The sequence below is a fragment of the Cellvibrio sp. 25HG11W-0 genome, from assembly GCF_057815475.1.
In genome coordinates, this window is sequence record NZ_CM174230.1 from 4,525,148 (window position 1) to 4,546,330 (window position 21,183).

Below are 21,183 nucleotides of genomic sequence, written 5' to 3' on the forward strand. Positions count from 1 at the left end.
CAAACCTGTCGTGAACTAAAAAAATATTTTTTAGTTCACTTCTCCACGCTCTAGCGCATCTACAGCACCGAATCTACGCCCTGACCACGCGCGCCTCAGTTGCTAAGCCAAAACCCTGTACTAAGCTGAAATTTGGTGCGCAATAAAAGCAACTGGGCAAAAACATGGCAAACGACACGTTTAATCGGCGCAATTTCCTCCAAACATCGGCGAAAATCGCAGGGCTTGGCCTCGCTGCTGCGCAAGCGCCCTATGTATTTGCTAAAACAAAAACACGCTTGCGCGTCATGGGAACGCACGTCACGCTGCAAGAAGAGATTCGTCAGCACGCCATGGCCGACTTAGGCATAGAACTTATTTTTGAGGCCAAGGGCGAAGCAGAGCTGCTACAGAAAGCGACCACTAACCCCAAGTCCTTTGATCTCTACGAGCAGTGGACAGACAGTATTAAAACGCTTTGGCAAGCCCACGCAATCCAACCCATTAAAACGGCGCGCCTGAAATATTGGGACGAAATCAATAACATATCCAAACAGGGCCGCATTACACCAGAAGCGCCAATAGGCCTAGGCGACGCACCTTACAAAATACTTAACGTACAAAAAGATGGCTCCCTAGGTACCCAATTTACGGGTGACATCAGTTTTCTGCCCTATGTGCATAACGTAGACTCCTTCGGCTACAACACCAAGGTAATTCCCAAAGGAATCCCCTATGAGACAGAAAGCTGGGGCTGGCTTTTGGATGAAAAATATAAAGGCAAGGTCGCTATAGTCAATGCACCCACTATTGGTATTTTTGATCTGGCATTAGCTGCTCAAGCGCGAGGCCTTATGTCTTTTAGCGACATCAGCAATATGACACTTGCAGAAATAGACAAGCTCTTTGACATATTGATGCAATTTAAACAACAGAATCACTTTGCGGGATTCTGGAATACAGTGCCGCAATCAGCAGACTTTATGACAACAGGTCGAGTTGTCATTGAAAGCATGTTTTCACCCGGCGTATCCATGGCAAATGGCCGCGGCACCCCCGTTACCTATGCAGCACCGAAGGAAGGCTATAGGGCATGGCATGGTGTCATGTGTGTCTCACGTGAATGCCAAGGCTCAACACTCGATGCAGCCTATGATTACATGAATTGGTGGCTAAGTGGCTGGGCTGGCGCCTATATCGCAAAACAAGGCTATTACATTTCTAACCCTGAGCGTTCCAAACCCTTACTAAGTGAAAACGAATGGAGCTATTGGTACGAAGGGCAGCCAACTAAGGTCCCACTCAAAGGTACCGATGGAAAAATATCTGTCGCCGCAGGAGATGTTCGCACGGGCGGATCTTATGTTAATCGCTTCAGCCATGTAGCCGTTTGGAATACTGTTATGGACAATTACGAATACACCCTTGATCGCTGGTATGAGTTTTTACTGGCATGATAAAAGCAGCGATCAACTCCCTAAACGAAAAGTTTTCATGGAGTATAAAACAAAGGATTATCCTTAGCTTTCTGCTGCTCATGCTAATTAGCCTAACCGTGACAGTGATAAACATTTCCGGCTTACAAGATTTTCAGGTGCAATTTACCCAATATCAAAAGGTAAACACAGACACCAATTTAATTTTAAAAATTGATAAAGATGTATCCGATCTTCAACGCGCCACCCTCGCTTTCAGCAATATTGAAAAGAACTCCACGATTGATCAACTACACGACTTACACCAACAGCTCATTGCTGACATCAATGATCTTGTCAACTCAAGCAAAGCCTCCATTACCCATACAGAAAAAATTGATGCCATGAAAAATCTGGTATCGAATTTTGGAGAAAAAATAAAGAACCTCAAGAGCCAGCGTGACTTTCGTGAAGACATCATCAGCACCAAGCTCCCCACTCTTTTTAACCATATAGAGAACAGTCTTAACCTCATATTTATCGACTTACAAAGTATTGAAAATGCTCCGCATTTATCAGACTTATGGAAAATACAAAAAACAATCCTTGTTGCAGAGAATCTCAGTAACAAGTACTTCAATAAACATGAATCAAAACTTAGGTCGGAAATAAAAATAAAGTTAACCTCCGCCGTAGAATTATTGATTGCGATCAAAGAAGACCTAAAGAACAAAAGCAGCTCATCTCTTTATGATGATCTAGCGTTAACCTTAGCGCAAACAAATCAGGTATTTCATCAAGCTGTTCAGGCCGATAGAAACTATCTATTTCTTGTGAACGTTGTTATTGCAGGAGACACCTCTGAACTCAGCATTCTTGCCAATTCACTAAAAGATGAATACATTATTGAACAAATAGCTGTTGTAGAAAACACCCAAAAAAACATAGCGGCTAATATACATTCAGCCATTGCAGCATCCGTAGCAGGAAGTATTATTATTATTTTAATCGCAATTCTTATGGGGCGGAACATTACCGCACCACTACAATCAATCACCACAACCTTTACACATCTCGCAGCGAATAAAAGCATTAAGGAAATACCTGGCGTCGCACGCCGCGATGAAATAGGACGACTAGCAAAAGCAGCGAATGTATTTCGCGAAACAAATGAACGAACCAATGAATTGCTTAACCAAACAAAAGACGTTACCGAAAAGCTGAAGCTGCGCGAGCAGGCATTAGAAGAAGCGGTCAATACTGCGCAAGAAGCCAACTTAGCTAAAAGCCAATTTTTAGCCAACATGAGCCATGAACTACGCACACCTATGAATGCAATTTTAGGCATGCTCTCCCTTCTACAAAAAACAACACTCAACCTAAAGCAGTCGGACTACGCGAAAAAGACTGAAAGCGCAGCAAAGTCTCTCTTGAATCTGTTAAATGATATTTTAGATATATCAAAGGCAGAAGCAGGAAAAATGGAACTAGACCCTATTCCCTTTAACATCGTACATGCAATGAAAGACCTATCGGTCATCATGTCTAATAACATTGATAATAAAAATGTGGTATTTAAGATAATCATTGCCGACGATCTACCTCACTATTTTTATGGCGACGCGCTACGGCTTAAGCAAATTTTAATTAATTTAGGTGGTAATGCCATAAAATTCACGGAACAGGGTGAGGTCGTCATAGCCATTTCATCTATGACTAAAGATCATAAGCTCTATCTAAACTTTAGCGTTACAGATACCGGAATAGGTATAGCGGCAGAGAATCAAGAAAAGATATTTAATGGATTTTCTCAAGCCGAATCATCTACAACGCGCCGCTTTGGTGGCACGGGGCTTGGCCTTGCCATTAGCCAGCACCTTGTTGAACTTATGGGGGGGAGCATCGCATTAGACAGTAAAGTGGGGCGCGGCAGCACCTTCTCATTTAGCATTCATTTGCCGCAGTTAACATCTGAAGACATAGCCAAACTTACTGCAGCACCTAAAGCAAATAAAACCGAAAACATTGCCAATCGACTAAAAGATATGAAAATACTTATCGTCGAAGACAATCTTACCAATCAACAAATCGCCAAAGAACTTCTAGAATTTGAAGGTGCACAGACACAAATAGCTGATAATGGCCAAGAAGCCATAGATCTATTAACCCGCATTATGCAGGAAAAACATGAACCTATTTTTGATGCGGTACTCATGGATTTACAAATGCCAGTTATGGATGGTTTCCAAGCAACACACATTATTCGTCACCAATTAGATTTACAAAATCTCCCTATTATCGCTATGACGGCGAATGCAATGCAGTCAGATCGCGAGGCCTGTTTGGACTCGGGTATGAATGATCATGTTGGAAAGCCTTTCGATATACATCACTTAATTCAGGTACTCTGCCAACAAACAGGACGCAGTCACTCGCACCCACTCAGCAGCGAAAGTGAAGACAGTATTTTAGATTCGATGAAAAACCAAGAAGGGTTGGAAATTGATAAGGCGCTAGCTCGCTTTGGCGGCAACAAAGAACTCTATTTACGCATGCTGCCAAAATATTTCACCGCCCTTAATGAACTCATGCCAAAACTTCATTTTCATCTAGATATTGGTGATATGCCTTCCGTATCACAAGACTTGCACTCACTAAAGGGGCTCTCCTCCACCATGGGGTTTTCCAGCTTAAGTAAGCTAGCCGCACAGGGAGAAAAAGAATTTAAAGATAAGATTGCCGACGAACGCGTGAACCAATTGATCGAGGATATAGACACTCAAGTACAAGTATCCATCACTCAAATTACTCTTTTATTACCAAACTTACCAAACTCAGCAGATACAGATGCAGATTGGGTCAATAGTTAATAGACTATAAACTCTAAGCGTAAAATAGAGGTCGGTAATATTATTTATATTTCTAATCTCCACTAACCTCTAGCGCTTACATCGGGCAGACAACAAACATTTTTTAACCACTCAGGAGCAATCAAGCTAACGCAGCACTACGACAGCAATTCCGATTTCTTTATGCTGCGATATCTAGGTTACCTACCGCCACTAACATCCAATAATGTCCCCGTTACATAGCTCGCCTCATCGGACAATAACCATAAAATGGCATTGGCCACCTCGTCGGGTTCGCCGGATCGCGCCATAGGTATAGTCGGCGCTATGCGTGCAACTCTACCGGGTTCGCCGGCATTGGCATGAATTTCGGTATTGATAATTCCTGGGCGCACAGCGTTAACACGCACACCTTCTGCCACAACCTCTTTAGCAAACCCTACAGTGAAAGTATCTAGGGCAGCCTTACTCGCGGCATAATCTACATATTCAAAAGGGGAACCGAAGCGAGCAGCTATTGAGGATACATTCACTATGGCGCCGCCTTTACCACCGGACAAAGTAGACATGCGCTTAAGTGCTTCGCGTGCACAAATCATGCTACCAAAAACATTAACCGCAAATAATTTTTCGAGTAGCACCATATCTGTATCGCGCACTAAATTTTTACGCAACATGGCTGCGTTATTTACCAGCGCGTCCAACCGCCCAAAATATTCGTCGCAGCGAGAAAAAAGAGTGATGATATCCACTTCGCGACCCACATCTGCAGCTACTGCTAAGGTGTTTGCGCCCAAGGCTTGCAATTCAAGTTCCAGCGCATTAGCCGCCGCCTGCTGTGACAAATAACTAAAACACACATTATAACCGCGCGCTGCGGCTAGGCGAGCTGTGGCGGCACCTATGCCACGACTGCCACCCGTTATAATAATGACAGGTTTATTCATAGCGGTGCCCTATCCGTTAAATTACATTTGTCCTGATAAAAATAACTAGCAGATTGCCAACAGACTATCTACTAGGTAATAGTCATTATTTTTTCAAACGCGCCGCAATAAACTCTGTACCCACAACCAACAACACACCAGCTAAAGCGGCCAAAAGCGCACCCAAAACCATAGCATCGCTACCGGTAATACTCGCAAAGTGCTCAGGGCTAATACTCGCCTGCTGCAATACAATCGTTTTTCCGTGCCGATCCTGTGTAGTGGCGAGCACTTCTTTCCATGGCCATGTCACATAGAGCGAACCAACTAAAAAGCCAATTAATGTCGCTAAGGTGATGCTGTGATAGGCCGATAACAACCAAGACAGAAAGCGCGAGAAGACCACAAGGCCGCAAATACAGCCCGCACCGAATGAGGCAAGTGCCACTATATCGAAGGTATTGATGGCATTAAGAAAAACCGGATACAACCCCACCAACAAGAGAATAAAACTACCGGAAATTCCCGGTAAAATCATTGCACATATAGCCACAAAACCACCTAAAAACAATATCCACCAAGTGCCTGGTAGCTGTGCTGGGGCAGAGAGTGAAATGCCCAGCACTATGGCGGCGCCGATAAAAAGTGCAAGCCAGTGTTTAGGCCCCCAGCCCGATTGATGCTTTGCCAGCAAGTAGATAGACGCAATAATCAAACCCGTAAAAAATGCCCAAACAAAAATTGGATAGGCAACCATTGCCAGTGTAATAAGCGCAGCAAAGGTTTTTAAACTAATGAGAATTCCCCCAAATACTGCTACCAAAAAATTTCCATTAATATAGTTCCAGGTTTTTGCAATACCTTCCCGCTTAAGCATGAGCAAAACTGCAGGCGTGCAACGCTTAAGCGAGTCGAGCCATTCATCATAAATACCGGTAATAAATGCAATAGTACCGCCAGATACGCCAGGCACCACATCCGCAGCGCCCATACAAAGCCCTTTGAGCATGATGAATAAATAATCTTTTAGGGTACGCGAAGATTGATTCAAAACAGACTCCTTGAACGCGAGCTTAGCTCGCAGGTTATTATTTAATACTCGAATAAAAAACTGCTCGATTGCGTTAAAGTATACGACTTTTAAGCAATCGCCTTATTCATTAAAAAGAAATTGGGTTACCTTAGAAAATACCGCGCTACGGTAGGCTTCACTTTCGTTCACCAGCTGATGGCCTGAGCCTTCAATCATCTCCACACGCAAGGCAGGAAGTTTTGCTTGAATTAAGGGCAAATTGTATTGCCAGTCTACGGTTAAATCTGCGGTACCTTGAATGAATAATAATTCTTCATCTCGCGGAGTAAATCCACAAAACTGTTCATTCCATGCTTTCATAGCACCAACCCAACGCACGGACAAATAATGACTTTGCAAAGGATCTTGATAATCCACGAAATCGTTAAAGGCTAAATCATGCGAGCTGAGCGAAGGGCCACGCGGCATACGTTTTATAAAGGGTTTTACTAACCAATATAAATACTTCCCTAGCTTCCAACCGCGCGGCAATACAAGAGGCGCACACAGTACTATGCGCGCAATATACTTATCACTGAGCGATGCAGTCGCTACTGGTGCCTGATATCGCCATAAATAATTAAGCCACACCGAACCGCCTGTACTTTGGCCCAAACCAAAGAAAGGTTGAGGTAAGTTACTGTCACTGCGCACCACACTGAGAACACCTGCTAATACATCAGCATACTGATCAAAATTATCAATAGCGATGCGTTCACCACTGCTTAAACCATGACCAGGTAAATCAAAGGCAACCACCGCTAAACCTTGCGCTAAGCCATAGGCAATTGCTTTACCATAAATGCCCACATGATCGTAATAGCCATGTATGAGCACCAAAGTGCCGCGCGCCTCTTGTGGCTGCCAAACCTGTAGTGCAGTACGAAACCCAGCACAATCTACATAACCCATGTGGTACTGCAGCCCAGGATAGCGCTGAGTGAAGTCAATTTGATAAAAATGTAAGTACGCCTGTACCTGTGCCCCCGCACACCACTCTGAATTAATCACAGAGTCAAACTCAAATTTCGGTATTTTTTTCCGTATGTGAGCTATATCAGCCGTGGTAAATATGGGTCCCATAGGATTCACTCCTGAAATTTAAGGCTATAAGCCATAATCATTATGGCCAAAATCCACATATAACCTATCACATTGAGAATATAACCTGTTACACCCAGAAAGACGACTAAGCCGCGCTGCTTTCACCCATGAAATACTCACACTTCCTTTGAAATTCACTTATTAAATACACGACATTTAACCGCCATCACCGCTATTAACTTGCGTTTCATTTATACTCTTCAAAACAGATAACAAAAGCCTATAACAATACACCCAAGGTTATTTCGCCAATGCAAAAACATATATTCAATATTCATGACGTAGTGTTGCTCATGACACTGGCTGAATGTCTACTACTGGTAATTTTTCAAGCAGTTTTACCGGTTAGAAACAAGCTCGCGAATCACTTACTCAGCGTTTTTTTACTCTGTATAGGTGTCAGCTCAGCCTGTGTACTAATTCTGTGGAATGATGATGTCCACACTGCAGCTTTTTTTGACATCTATTTACTGCCCTATTTTTTAATGGCAGCTCAGGTGCTTAAAGGCCCAGCGCTACTTCTCTATGTCAGCGCACTCATCCAGAATGAGTTTCACTTGCGCCTACGCCATATTGCGCATTTGCTACCTATTACACTGGTGTTTATCGCGCTCGCTACTTTACATATAACCAGTGCCGACTTGCGCTTTATTAATCCGGAGCAAACGGAGCTGGGGCGGCAGATCGCGAATGGCTTTTGGCATTTCATCAAGGTGTTACCGCTATTGTATGCACTTGTTGCGGTGTATGACATACACCACTATCGCATCAATCTTACCCACCAATATTCAGATTTTTCTCCCACTGAACCCAGCTGGCTAAATATTTTGAGCTGGGGATTTTTATGTAATTGGATATTCGCACTAGGTGTACACATTATTGCCAATACGGTTGCACTGGGGAAACCAGAAATATCCGATAGCTTTGGAATTGCAGAAAATTATGTAATTCTTATTTTAATTAATGCGCTCTTTATCAATAGCTTGGTGCATGCACACCAGCTGTTAACGACTAGGCCACAAGAGCATAAAGCCAAAACAGATGACAAACCCACTGATTCCGCCATTCAGAAAGTTCATTTAGGCATGGAAATCGAGAAGCTGTATTTAAAGCAGAACCTCAATATTGATGAATTTTCTAAACGAATCAATTTACCCGTTAAGGATGTTTCGGCCGTGATCAATAAACATTATGGCACCAATTTTTTCGAATTTATGAATAGCTACAGAATTGAGGAGGCCAAGCGGCTCTTGAGCGATCCACGTCTAAAGGACATGAACATTATGGATTTATTACTACAGGCAGGGTTTAACAGCAAATCAGCATTTCACCGTTTCTTTAATCGCTTAGTCGGAATATCACCAACAGAATTTCGCAAGCAGCAACTAGACAGCAACAAATAAAGAAATAGAAAAAGGGAGAGCGAGGGAGAAAGTAAGTGCCGCGAAGGCAATTACGCACAATGCAAACAAGTGTATATTGCCAATAGGACTTGTGTACTTAGCGCTAAAAAAGGCCTCTGCTCGCGCAGAGGCAAAATCCACATCAGGATAGTCATTTAAAATATTAGCTTGGGTAAAGAATGCCCCAACCGAATTACTCCGGCTTAACCCAACGAATATTATCTAATTGCAAGTGTACATTTTGTTGCTCGCCCCAAGTCGGCAAGATAACAAAAGGTGTATTGAGCTTAGCGAGATTTAAACCGCCAGTTACCATGGTCGCCGCCGGTACACGAATAGTTTGCCAGACCCCATCCGCCACTTTCCCCAGCGCTATATCACCAGAACTACAGGGGTTAACACAATCCGCCTTCACCACCAAACCACTGGTATTAGCACCATAGCTAAGAACCTTTAAATCAAATTCCAAATAGCCTGTCGCAGCGAATGCGCGCGCATCCTTCGTCGAGGTTGACTGTATAAATGCCACACCATTTTGATCGGCTGTTTTAAAGGTAATATCAATCACCTTGCCGCGCGTGGTATCTTCTGCATCAATTACCGCTATATCAATATGATCCCCGCCCGTTTGCCATTCACCAATACCAAAATCCCAATTAGCGTCGACTGCATCTACAAATACATCAAAGGTTTCCGTTAATGTTGCGCTTACACCTTTAATTACTGGATTAATAGCGCAGTCACCTAAACACTTCACCGCAAGGTTGTTAATTTTGATATGCGCAGTTCCACCGCTCGGCTCAACCACAAAAGGATTAAGTACCGCATCATAATTAACTTCGCCGGCCTGAATGTTATTGGCTTTTAAATTTTCGAACGGAACCGACACATGCTGCCATTCACCCACCTTCAGATTAGTTAGCTCACTGTAGCTAAGGTTGGGCCAACCACTATCCAGTTTAATGAGTAATTTTGTCGCAGACTCTATAGCATCCACATAGAGGTCAAAGCTAAACTCTCCCGTCGACTGCATATTGGTAAATTTAAAACCATTATCTACTGCAGTTTCCGCACTCATATCACCCGTCATTAAGAAAGCATTACCTGGTGCCCCATTAAACATGATATCCCAGACTGTTTTATCCGCCTGCGTATAATTTGGTGTAGAGACTACGTTGCCCGCAGTACCTCCATCATAAAAGGCGGAAAGTAAACTGTTAGTGATAGCTTTGTCATTCACAGTAAAGTTAAAACTTGCTGCACCATTGTTAAAAAGACTAAATGATTTTTGCTCAGGCTTTGTTACACCTTGCAATGGCTGAATTTCAGGGTTGACGTTAGACGCGCAACCCTTGCCAGTTACTTTATCTTTAGCGCATTCATATACTCGAACATATTCAACGTCCATTTGCTGTGGAAATTGTGTCTGTTCATTAGGATTTCCAGGCCAATTTCCACCCACGGCTAGATTCAAGATTAAGTGAAACGCTTGATCAAAAGGTGCTGCACCCTCGCCCACTTTATAGCCCTTCGTTTGGCCGCCCCAATAATAGGTAAACCAGCCCTCTTGAGTTTGTGTAGCAAAATGATGATCATCAATATACCAGCGAATTTCTCCCGCTTCCCATTCAATACTGTAGCGATGAAAATTTTCCCAAATCGGTTTTTCGGGCACATAGGATGTTCCCGTATACACATTATTAGGCCACATGCGACCATAGTGCAGAGTGCCATGCACATCGTTACCACCTGCTATGGTATTAGTATTCACGGCTTCAAAAATATCTATCTCGCCACTGAGCGGCCAAGCGCCGTATTTCCACTCAGTTGGCAGCATCCAAATAGCCGGCCATATACCCTGACCCTGGGGCATTTTTGCACTAACCTCAATTCGCCCATAGGTCCAATCACCTTTATTTTTTGTGCGTAAACGCGCAGAGGTATAATCGCGTGAAATTGAAGTATCACTCACATCATAAGCAGGGTCATCATCACCTTTTGACTGTCCACTAAACGATTCTTTGCGTGCGACTATGTGTAAACGCCCATCGCTTACATAAGCATTGGTTGCGCGTTCGGTGTAACATTGCAATTCATTATTACCACCACCCGTACAGTTTTTTTCAAAACTCCACTTTGTTGAATCAATTTGTACTGCGTCAAATTCATCACTCCATACCAGTTGCCAATCATTAGCGGGAGCAGAACTTTGCGCCAGACTACTCGTCATCACACTGCTAACACTCGGAGCTGAAGATGCCATAAGCGAACTAGAAGACTTGCTGCCGTTGGAATTACTGCCACCACAACCCAACAGGCTAATACTGGCTGCAGTGACGAGCACTACAGGTTTGACAAACGACTGTAAACATTTTTTATTATTCATCGTTGACTCCATGAGTTATTAATTAAATTATTCATTAAGCTATTGGCAAGAGATAAGCTGATTACTATCACTCGGATAATTTTTTTCTACACGTACATTGTAAATAGCCAAATCCATTGTGCCTTCAGTGGTTATTTCCATCGGCGTGAGCACCATATCCAATTTGGTGCGTCGCGCCGCGAAGCAACTAAGTGGTATAGCAAAGGTGCGCCAGTGAGCACTATCGGACGCCGTAAGCTGCGCACTTATATCCAACACTCCACCGCAATCAGTACCGCATAGCATCGCAATACTCACCGGTGCAGTAGGTGAACGGATAGTCTTTGCCTCAAATACTAAGGCGCCGCTATTTATCGCATAATCCCGTAAATCGATACGCTCTTTAGCACTGATACTCAGACTACTTTTGCGGCTTCCATTCCATTGAATCAAACGCGCATCTTCCTGTACCTTGTAATCCATTACGCTCATGCGAATGGAATCTAATTTTCCACTGCTCGCCGTAACCGCTAATCGATGGTTAAGATTATCACTCAGAATAAATTCCCAAGGTCTCAACAAACGCTGATTGAAAATAGGCAGAGTCGTTTGCGTGCCAGCATTAACAGGCGCGTATGACTCATCGAGTAAACTATTTTCAGACGGAGCATTGTTAATTGCCGTTTGATAATTCAAACCAAAGCCATAGGGAAAGAGCGGCGTGTAATCAACACTCGCGTCATTATTCGTATCAATATTTTGCGGAATAGGTTCAGGGCTTGCTGGCCAAGAAAAACTTAAGCGCCCGTTAAAATCAAACTGAGGCTTGCCATCCTCCTGCGCGATAAGTACATCAGCAATTCCCCCCGCCTCGGTACCCGGCTGCCAGATCACTACAAACGCATCAGACGCATTAATAAAAGGATTAATCCAGAGTGGGCGACCAGTAATAAAGAGTGAGACAACTTTTATACCTTGCGCGCGCAATTTTTTGAGTAATGCTAGATTTTTAGTGTCACTGAAGGCTAACTCATTTACATCGCCTTGCATTTCAGCATAGGGATCTTCACCAAATACCACTATGGCAATATCGGGTTTCTTATCATAACTGCCATCAACACTTAGGGTGACGTGCGCATCACCAGCGGCTAGCCTCAGCGCTTGATAAATAGATATAGCACCGGGAAAGTCGCTGTTTTGATTGCCTGTCCCCTGCCAACTAATACTCCAACCACCACTTTGCTTACCAATGTTATCTGCGCCATCACCAGCGACTAAAATGGTACTTTGCATTTTTATAGGTAGTGTTTGTTGTGTATTTTTTAATAACACAAGGGATTCGCGCACTGCCTGACGGGCAATAGCGCGATGCGCAGGAGCACCTATAACATTTTGCTGGCCCGCAAGTGCGCGCGCAGACGGGAGCCCTTTTTCAAACAGCCCAGCACGCAACTTAACACGCAGAATGCGCGCTACGGCATCATTTAAACGCACCTCGGTAATTTCACCATTTTTTACTTGAGCCAGAGTATTGTGATACAACTCTTTCCAGCTGGCATCGGGGGCCATAAAAATATCTAAACCCGCATTAATAGCCGGTGCACAACTAACCGTGGTGCAGCCAGGAACAAAAGCATGACCGTTCCAATCACCCACGATCAAACCGTCGAAGCCCATTTTTTCTTTTAAGACTTGCGTCAACAGATAGTGATTGCCATGCATCGGCTGATCTTGCCAACTGCTAAAACTGGCCATTACCGTTTGTGCACCCGCAGCTAAGGCCGTGATATAACCTGCACCGTGAATACTGCGCAACTCAGCTTCGCTAATATTGGCATTGCCGCGATCCACCCCATTGGCAGTGCCGCCGTCAGCCAGGAAATGTTTAGCGGTTGCCAGTACATGCTGTTGATCTAGGAATTCTGCGGTTCCAGCATTACCCTGCAAGCCCGCCACCATTTTTCCGCCGTAGGATTTTACTAGCTCAGGATTTTCGCTGTAGGACTCATAGGTTCTACCCCAACGATCATCACGCACCACGGCTAGCGTCGGGGCAAAACTCCAATCAATACCGGTAGCAGCAATTTCCGCTGCAGTAGCGGCACCGATTTTTTCGATTAATTCAGGATTATGCGTGGCACCTAAGGCAATGTTGTGGGGGTAAAGTGTTGCACCAATAATATTGTTGTGACCATGCACCGCATCGGTACCCCACATAATGGGAATTGCTACGCGCCCACCTTCGGTACTCATGGATGCTTGATAAAAGCTATCTGCCAGTGCCAACCAGTCTTGTAAACTGGCATGTTTATTTTCCTGGGGAAATGAGCCACCGCCATTTAGCAGCGAACCTACTGAATACTCGGTGACATCTTCCGGCGTTAATTGCCGTAATTCCGGCTGAATTAACTGCCCCACTTTTTGCTCTAGACTCATTTTGTCCAGCAGCAGCTTAATCCTTGCTTCCAACTTAGGATCGGTAGTTACCTGCATTGTGAGTTTTGGCCAGTCACTGATACTCGTTTTGCTTTGAGCAGCACTTGCAGCTGCAGCTTCATCTTCATCTTCTACTGGTTTGGAAGTTTTCGAGCAAGATACCAGCAGACACAAATAGATAAGTGTCACTAAGCGTGGAATAAATGTAGGACGTAGCACACATCACCTCTTCTGAAAAAACACAGATGAACTTTTAATGTGTTAAAAGAACCTGCATAAGATCAATAAAAAAAGCCTCTTAATCTCTAGCGAAAAAGACCAAGAGGCTAACAAAGGAGAGCTACAGAGAAAGGAGGAAAAACTAACCCACTAAACCCATATACTCAGGAGACCTGACATCTCCTTAAGGTCATACTGGCATAGGTGTATTTTTATGTCGTCCCACTTCGTGAAAATGGGAAACATGGGGCGTTTCATTATTAATTAGTATTTAGCGGGGCAATTAGTTGCTAAAAAATCATCATGACTGGGTAATTTATGCACCAGCTGATCGAGCATTGCAACAGCATTGTTCATGACCGGCAATACTGCATCCATATTTAAATTATCAATACGCGGGCAATACTTTTTAGGCCGTATCCCCATACCTTCAAATACCGACTGCCAAGACTCCATGCGAAACAAATCTTCAATACCTTCACGCACTGTGCCATGAGCCTTAAAGAGCTCTATCCGCTCTTGCAGTGAACGAGGCAATTCCATATTTTTACAATAGCGCCAAAATGCGGAGTCTTGGCGTTCGGTGACGCAGTAGTGAAGCACAATGAAATCGCGTATTTCTTCATATTCTGCCACCATGCGGCGATTGTACTCAGCGACTAACGCCGGCTCACAATCGCAATCGGGGAAATAGCGCAAGAAAAAATCCATGCCGCGGATCACCAAATGGATAGCCGTAGATTCAAGCGGCTCAACAAATCCAGCGGCTAAACCCAGCGCCAAACAATTGTGTTTCCATATCTCATGACGCACCCCCGTTTGAAAAGGAATAACTCGCGGCTCCGTCAGCAGCTCACCTTTCACTGCACCAAGTAAGGTTGTACGCGCTTCCTCATCGGAACAATACTTACTGGAATAAACATAACCATTTCCCACGCGACTTTGCAGTGGAATACGCCAGGTCCAGCCCGCGCTGCGCGCTGTGGCAAGTGTAAATGGCGGCGTGGCATCAACACTCGCCGTTTGCACCGCTATAGCTCTATCACAAGGCAGGTATTGCGACCAATCCTCATAGCCGACATTCAACGTTTTGTGAATTAAGAGCGCACTGAAGCCAGTACAATCAATAAAAAAATCGCCCTTTATTTTTCGGCCATCCGTTAATACTAACTGCTCTATAAAACCGGAGTCAGCCTGCAGTACTTGCTCAACCTTACCTTCCGTACGCACCACACCGCGCTCCTCGGCGTACTGACGGAAATAATTTGCAGCGAGCTTTGCATCAAGATGCAATGCATGACGCGATTCACCTATAGGTGTTTTTTGCGCTTTTTCCGAAAGAAAGAAACGACCGTGCTTTGCCATAACCTGCGCGGGCGTAAAGTCTTGTAAATCCTGCGTGCTGCCAAGGCTCTTGGCTTTTAGCCACACCTGATAAAAATCGTAGTGATCAAAGGCGTGCCCTATAGAGCCAAAAGGATGAAAGTATTCCTCACCCTTTTGTTTCCAATCGCTAAATTGAATGCCCAATTTAAAACTGGCGTGAGTGCTGGCGATAAAATCCTGCTCGTCAATTCCCAATACTTTTAACAGCCCAACAAAAGGGGGAATCGTGGATTCGCCTACACCAATAGTACCTATCTCGTCAGACTCAACTAATTCAATTTGACAGAGTTCAGGCTTCATGCGATTGGCTAAAATGGCCGCAGCTATCCAGCCCGAGCTACCACCACCCACCACCACAAATTTTTTGATTGGATTCATAACAATTACCGCTAAAGTCTATTTAGATGTTAAGTGCGCATAGCGCGCAATAAATTCACTGTGGGTCATAGAGTCATCCACCAGGTTGGCGATGGACTGTTTCATCTGCTGTAAGCTGGCTTGCACGTAGTCAGAGGGAAAGCTATCTACTGCAGGGTCATAGCGCTGCGGCAGATAGTCAAAACCTGCGTAGAGCGCCAGCCAACTGGGGGAGTGAAACATTTCCCAGCGATAGCGAACAAAGTGTCCACAGGTTTTAAAGAGTGTCATTTTTTTATCAAGGCTATCTGGCACCTTCATAGCGCTGCAGGTGCGCCAAAACTCTGTATCTGTGCGCGCACTTAGCTTGTAATGCAAGATAATAAAATCCCGCACGCGCTCATATTCCAGCGCCGTCATTTCATTAAATTCATCGATCATCGAGGTATTAAAGCTTTGATCGGGAAATAACATTTTTATTTTTTCAATGGCGGTTTCTATGAGTGCAATACTGGTACTTTCCAGCGGCTCAAGAAACCCTGCAGATAGCCCGAGAGCGATGCAGTTTTTATTCCATGCTTTGCGCCTGCGCCCAGGCGTGAAGGAAATTTTGCGCGGCTCTTGCAGCAAATCACCAGATACGTTGTCCAGCAACAGATCACGGGCTGCATCATCCGTCATAAATTGACTGGAGAACACATGGCCATTGCCTGTGCGCGACTGCAGGGGGATTTCCCATTGCCAACCGGCGGGCCGTGCCGTTACTGCAGTATAAGACGCAGGCTCAGATTGGGCTTTGGACGCCACAGCAAACGCGCCGTCACACAATAGCCACTGACTCCAGTTTTCAAAACCAGTATGCAGTGCTTCTTCGATTAACAAACCGCGAAAGCCGCTGCAGTCTAAGAATAAATCACCGGGAATTCTTTCGCCCGATGCCAATAGCAGCGATTCAATAAAACCATCTTGCTCGCGCAATTGCACCTGTTCTATTTTTGCATCCAGATGCTGTACGCCGCGCGCCACTGCAAATTCGCGCATGTGTGCCGCAAAGAGATTTGCATCTAAATGCAGCGCCCAGTCAAAGCGCGACAAACTTGAGGGAGGATTGGCGACAGGTACATTAAATTTTTTATGCTTAGCGAGACTAGCGCCGAGGGAGTAGTCACCTAGTTCGCTAACAGCCGCCGCATTTTGTTGTTTTAGTTTTAGCCAAAAATGATGAAAACCTATGCCTTGTAGATCCTGCCCATAAACACCAAAGGGGTGAATAAATGAAGAGCCAAGTTTATGCCAGTCGTTGAATTGAATACCGAGCTTGGCCGTGCCTTGGGTTGCGCGCAGTACATCCAAGTCATTCATGCCCAAGCTGTGATAGAAACGTCGCAGTGTTGGGATGGTCGCTTCGCCCACACCTACGCTGCCAATATAAGAGGATTCGATAAGTGTAATGCTTAACGTATTTTTGAAGTGATGCTGCAGACTCGCCGCCGCCATCCAGCCAGCGGTACCGCCGCCCACTATGACCAGCGTTTTAATTGGCGTATGTTGTTCAGCTGCTTGCATATTTTTCGCTTTGGTTAATCGACTCTTTATGAAAAGTTACGGCGATGTTTTCGCATCGCCGCTTCTTTTTTGACACATGTTTAACACATTCAACGCGTTAATTAATCTGAGGCTTAACCGCCATTGTTCGTGGACGGTTAAAGCTCTTAATTACCGCGTTTTATTGCCAAGTGCTTTTACTTCATGCCGCCATTTTAGAACTTGGCACGTACACCAAGGGTGTAGCGCGCTTCAAATTCGTTGATAGAAGCAAATTGCGTTTTACCTTTAGAGAAGTCCAAGTAATAATTTTCTTGTTCGCCCGTTAGGTTAGAAGCATTTACGTAGACGGTCACATCATCCATCACATCATAGCTAATGTTAGCATCTACATAGGCAGTCGCATCGGCAAAGAGACGAACACCCTGAGTGGCTTCACCGGCATAGCGCTCACTGCGGTAGTTGTAAGCTATACGCGCTTGCAACTTATCGGCTTGATACCACGCGATAAAGTTGAATTGGTTTTCCGAGTTGTCATAGAACGGTAATTCGTTACCACTCAAATCTTTCTCATTGCTCTTGCTCGGTGAGTAGGTCATGTTGGTATCCACACCGAAGTTGCTGAGGAAACCGTCAGTCACATCGCTAAAGGCAAACTTACCGCCAATTTCGACACCTTCAACACTACCGCCTTCACCTTGACCTGGCTGAGTCAATTCAACGGTGCGACGAATCACGCCGTCTTGATCTGGATAGCGCCCAGTGCTTTTCACATCTTTCACAAAGCTGCTGATATCTACTTTGAACAAGGCGATGTTCACCATACTGGCGGAGCCAAGATAGTATTCAGCCGACAAGTCAATATTAGTGGCGCGCCATGGGTTCAAGTTAGGGTTACCCGATGCCGTTGCATTGCTCACGGTGCGGATGTTTAAGTCCAAATCATCTTTGGTGTTAACCGTTAAACCACCGCCGTATTTTTTCAAATCAAGTGGGGTCATGGTTTTGCTGGCGGCGAAACGAATTTTTAAATCGTCGCTAACATCTGCGGTTAAGTTCAACGCAGGCAACACATCGGTATAGCTGTTGTGGCTTACAACATCGCCAACATCATTGGCGGTATCACCGTAGTTTTTGGTGGGGCCAGTTTGATTTTGCTTAACGGTGATATCGGTTTGAATAACCCGTGCACCGACATTACCGGTAACAATCCCCTGTTCAAAACTGGTGATGAAATAGCTGCTGTTTTCAACCAAGTTCACTTCATAAGAATCACCTGGGCGAGTTACCCGCTCAACTGAACCAAAGGCTTTCACCAAAAAGGCTTCCATGTCATCAAACGCCGCTGGATCTGCAACCCAAGTACCCGGCAAGCCAGAGGTCACACCACCGAAGTCGGTCAAGAACAATGCAGGTTGATATTTATCAATTCCGCTCGGAGGATTAGCGGTATAGCCTTGGAATGCCATAGCAGGATAGACACCCGTGTTGCCACCGTTAGTCCAGGTTTGTCCAGCCAAAGGATGGGGAACCATCTCACCGGCTTGGCACTGATCTTGGTTCAAGACTACGTCGATAGCTTTCCATTGCACGCCACAACCTACGTCGTCACTTGCGCCATTACCCGCATAGAGATTAGAGAAAAGCTTAAATTCGTGGTTGATAACTTCGCGTGACGAGTTTCTGATGCCCGCTTCCACAGCAGTCACAAAACCGCCCAGAGGCTCATCAAACTTATACTTACCATTAGCGCTGAATACATTGAGTGCTGCATCTGCTTGGCTGCCGCCGCCATCGTAGGCACCAATGGTGTAGCTGTCTTTATTGGCCATGTAATCCGCTAAAGATTTTTCACCCGACGCATCGGTCAAGCCACCAGCGATAGGGCGATCAAAGCCGCTCCATACTGGGTGATCACCCGCAATGTTGTACACCACTTGTGGGTTTTCGCCGTAACCCTTAGGGTTAGGTGCCACATAACGGCCGCCGTTAACGCCAGTGATATTGCCCACTAAACGATCCGAGAACTCGGCTGCAATAGCAGCGGGGTAGAAGTTTGGCAGCTCTATATTACCCGTACCGAACCATGCATCTACACCGGGCATACCCAGCTGGTTGCGATAAAGCGCTTTAGAGTTGGTAGTTTCCCAGTTGCTCAAATCGCCTTGGGTAGAACCAGAAATAAAGGTATTGTTGGCGCTGCCGCGAATCGCGCGCACGCTTGAGGTGAAGTTGCCACCGTTGTCGTAATCCAATTGGAAGTTGTAGTTTTGCGACATGCTATTAACAGTATCGTTAACGGAGAATGAGTTAACCCACCAAGCGTCTACATCATATTCTTCTACTGCGGCCCAGTTGCGATCACCGCCTTTTACACCGGTATCGCTGAATTGGGTCGCTTGCATATAGTCGAGAGTCGCCCAGCGGTTACCAATATTCAGGCCCATCTTGCGATCGTGACCTTCCAGCTTGGTATAGAAGCCTTCCGCCAAGAATTTAAAGCCTTCGCCAAACTCAGCCTCAAAGGCAAAATTCAAGGCATCACGGTTGCGCTCAACGACGCGGTTAAATGAGTCGTAACCGGGTGCTTGCATCCAGTTATAGCCATTGTCTGCGCCGCCATTGCCGCCCCAAGAGGTATCGGTCAACCATTGATTCGCGGTGTTGCCTGAATAGTTGTTGCCCAATGTAGACGTACTGTGGACACCCGATACCATAAAGCCAAGATTGTCATTGCGCCAGTTGATGAGACCATTAAGCGAGGGATCAGTCTCACCCGTGTAGTCACCCGTAGACGCCTCTGCCGATACTGCTGTCGTAAAGCCCTCAGCCAACTCCATTGGACGGCGAGTACGCAAGTCGATAGTACCGGTTACGCCCGAAAGTGAGTTATGCAAGTCAGTAGACTTGTAAACGTTTACGCCTTTCATCAACTGTGAAGGAATATCACCGAGGTTGGGCTGGGCGCCGGTCAGGTTGCCCGCGGTCAAATACTGTTCGCCGTTTAACAGGGTGACAACTTGCGGCAAACCGCGCACGTTGGCCTTGGTGCCCTCACCCGCGTCGCGCTGCACTTGAATGCCAGAGATACGCTGCAAGGAGTCGGCGATGGTTACGTCGGGTAACTTACCTATGTCTTCGGCGGATATGCCATCAACAATCGAGGTGGCGTTACGCTTTACGTTAACGGCGGTTTGTTGTGCGCCCTTAACACCGAGCACGACGACCTCTTCAATATTGCCATCTTGTGCGAAAGCCATACTGCCTGCACCGAGCAGCGCGTAGGACGCAACCGCGGTAGCAATGATTGTCTTTTTAAAGCCTGCTGTCTGTTTTCTAAAGAGTGTGTGTGTCATGGAAGTCTCCATTCTTATTGGTTTGAAATTATTATTAACACAATCTTTTCAAGCCAAGGATTCACCCTGCAGCTGAGCAGACTGGTCATAACCGCTTTCTAGCAAACGCATAATTGCAATCGCTTCAACCATCGTCGTCCCACCTTGATTTTTTATTCAACATGACTCTTCCCACTTTACACAGCATAAAGAGGGAAGGTAAAAAACCATATTTATCAAATAGTTATGTATTTCTTATCAAGACAGTAGAATGGGTAATATCTACCCAAAATAAAAAAGGAATTGAGTCAAAATGACCATTTGCAGATGGAGTTAGACTCCACATTGCGTCTTAATTGTGCTGGAAACGCAAAAAATGCCTACCTTCATTGCGTGTTGTGCAGAGACTTAAAAACTTAATTAACCCCGAATAACACCACGACGGGAAAAATGTAGGACTAAAAACTAACCACAAAAAAACACACTACACCATGCGAAATTGAAGCGGTGTCCTAAACTAAAGCTACTCAATCTGGAACCTTAAGCATGCTTTTATTTTGGAATCGGCGCGCGCGCGGCTTTAAAGCCTTAATCTCACAAACTTTGCGTCGTCGAACTCGGCCACTTGGACATCAATCAATTCAACCGAAACACACCTGCATTAAACCTGCGCTAGTCCGACCTGCTTTAACTCAACACCCTCCAATAAGATTCAAAACACTCATTGCATGTGCGCTCAGTTTCCAGATTGCAACATCACTGCATGCTGAAGAAACCTTAAACGCTGTAATA

The 21,183-nt window shown here is 45.1% G+C and carries 11 protein-coding genes; 3 read left to right on the plus strand and 8 right to left on the minus strand.

All coding sequences use genetic code 11. The annotated features are described in order from the left end of the window. Positions 1–164: 164 nt before the first annotated feature. Positions 165–1,436 (plus strand): ABC transporter substrate-binding protein, encoded by a 1,272-nt coding sequence (locus AC0KUT_RS19075; protein ID WP_488832033.1) that lies wholly within the window; start codon positions 165–167, stop codon positions 1,434–1,436. Further along, the gene (locus tag AC0KUT_RS19080; protein ID WP_488832034.1) at positions 1,433–4,264 is read left to right on the plus strand and encodes an ATP-binding protein; all 2,832 of its coding nucleotides are present in this window, start codon (positions 1,433–1,435) and stop codon (positions 4,262–4,264) included. Before AC0KUT_RS19075 ends, AC0KUT_RS19080 begins: the two co-directional genes overlap by 4 nt. A 179-nt stretch (positions 4,265–4,443) precedes the next feature. On the opposite strand, the gene AC0KUT_RS19085 is transcribed toward AC0KUT_RS19080, so the two are convergent. The 3 genes from AC0KUT_RS19085 to AC0KUT_RS19095 all read right to left on the minus strand — a co-directional run bounded on the left by AC0KUT_RS19085 (position 4,444) and on the right by AC0KUT_RS19095 (position 7,324). Further along, on the minus strand, positions 4,444–5,190 hold the full coding sequence (locus AC0KUT_RS19085) for an SDR family oxidoreductase (RefSeq protein WP_488832035.1): 747 nt from the start codon (positions 5,188–5,190) through the stop codon (positions 4,444–4,446). 85 nt (positions 5,191–5,275) lie between these two features. Continuing rightward, positions 5,276–6,220, minus strand: a complete 945-nt coding sequence (locus AC0KUT_RS19090) for a DUF368 domain-containing protein (RefSeq protein ID WP_488832036.1) — start codon at positions 6,218–6,220, stop codon at positions 5,276–5,278. A gap of 102 nt (positions 6,221–6,322) precedes the next feature. Continuing rightward, positions 6,323–7,324: an alpha/beta hydrolase gene (locus AC0KUT_RS19095; RefSeq protein WP_488832037.1), complete on the minus strand. Its 1,002-nt coding sequence runs from the start codon at positions 7,322–7,324 to the stop codon at positions 6,323–6,325. A 272-nt stretch (positions 7,325–7,596) separates the two neighbouring features. On the opposite strand from AC0KUT_RS19095, the gene AC0KUT_RS19100 reads away from it, so the two are divergent. Further along, positions 7,597–8,748, plus strand: a complete 1,152-nt coding sequence (locus AC0KUT_RS19100) for a helix-turn-helix domain-containing protein (protein WP_488832038.1) — start codon at positions 7,597–7,599, stop codon at positions 8,746–8,748. A 193-nt stretch (positions 8,749–8,941) separates the two neighbouring features. Here the strand turns inward: AC0KUT_RS19100 and AC0KUT_RS19105 are convergent, their stop codons facing one another. From AC0KUT_RS19105 to AC0KUT_RS19125, 5 genes are all read right to left on the minus strand, one after another. Further along, a complete protein-coding gene (locus tag AC0KUT_RS19105) occupies positions 8,942–11,134 on the minus strand; it encodes a family 16 glycosylhydrolase (RefSeq protein ID WP_488832040.1) in 2,193 nt (730 codons plus the stop codon). Positions 11,135–11,173: 39 nt separating this feature from the next. Then, the gene (locus tag AC0KUT_RS19110; RefSeq protein ID WP_488835790.1) at positions 11,174–13,606 is read right to left on the minus strand and encodes a glycoside hydrolase family 3 protein; all 2,433 of its coding nucleotides are present in this window, start codon (positions 13,604–13,606) and stop codon (positions 11,174–11,176) included. 426 nt (positions 13,607–14,032) lie between these two features. After that, on the minus strand, positions 14,033–15,532 hold the full coding sequence (locus AC0KUT_RS19115; RefSeq protein WP_488832041.1) for a tryptophan halogenase family protein: 1,500 nt from the start codon (positions 15,530–15,532) through the stop codon (positions 14,033–14,035). Positions 15,533–15,550: 18 nt separating this feature from the next. Next, positions 15,551–17,077 (minus strand): tryptophan halogenase family protein, encoded by a 1,527-nt coding sequence (locus AC0KUT_RS19120; RefSeq protein ID WP_488832043.1) that lies wholly within the window; start codon positions 17,075–17,077, stop codon positions 15,551–15,553. A 194-nt stretch (positions 17,078–17,271) separates the two neighbouring features. Continuing rightward, positions 17,272–20,412 (minus strand): TonB-dependent receptor domain-containing protein, encoded by a 3,141-nt coding sequence (locus AC0KUT_RS19125; protein WP_488832045.1) that lies wholly within the window; start codon positions 20,410–20,412, stop codon positions 17,272–17,274. Positions 20,413–21,183: the final 771 nt, after the last annotated feature.

What these genes read in the sequence shown, in the direction of transcription:
- AC0KUT_RS19125 (WP_488832045.1), bottom strand. Translation starts at nt 20,412, where the DNA reads ATGACACACACACTCTTTAGAAAACAGACAGCAGGCTTTAAAAAGACA.
- AC0KUT_RS19080 (WP_488832034.1), top strand. Translation starts at nt 1,433, where the DNA reads ATGATAAAAGCAGCGATCAACTCCCTAAACGAAAAGTTTTCATGGAGT.
- AC0KUT_RS19075 (WP_488832033.1), top strand. Translation starts at nt 165, where the DNA reads ATGGCAAACGACACGTTTAATCGGCGCAATTTCCTCCAAACATCGGCG.
- AC0KUT_RS19120 (WP_488832043.1), bottom strand. Translation starts at nt 17,077, where the DNA reads ATGCAAGCAGCTGAACAACATACGCCAATTAAAACGCTGGTCATAGTG.
- AC0KUT_RS19085 (WP_488832035.1), bottom strand. Translation starts at nt 5,190, where the DNA reads ATGAATAAACCTGTCATTATTATAACGGGTGGCAGTCGTGGCATAGGT.
- AC0KUT_RS19100 (WP_488832038.1), top strand. Translation starts at nt 7,597, where the DNA reads ATGCAAAAACATATATTCAATATTCATGACGTAGTGTTGCTCATGACA.
- AC0KUT_RS19095 (WP_488832037.1), bottom strand. Translation starts at nt 7,324, where the DNA reads ATGGGACCCATATTTACCACGGCTGATATAGCTCACATACGGAAAAAA.
- AC0KUT_RS19115 (WP_488832041.1), bottom strand. Translation starts at nt 15,532, where the DNA reads ATGAATCCAATCAAAAAATTTGTGGTGGTGGGTGGTGGTAGCTCGGGC.
- AC0KUT_RS19105 (WP_488832040.1), bottom strand. Translation starts at nt 11,134, where the DNA reads ATGAATAATAAAAAATGTTTACAGTCGTTTGTCAAACCTGTAGTGCTC.
- AC0KUT_RS19110 (WP_488835790.1), bottom strand. Translation starts at nt 13,606, where the DNA reads ATGCAGGTAACTACCGATCCTAAGTTGGAAGCAAGGATTAAGCTGCTG.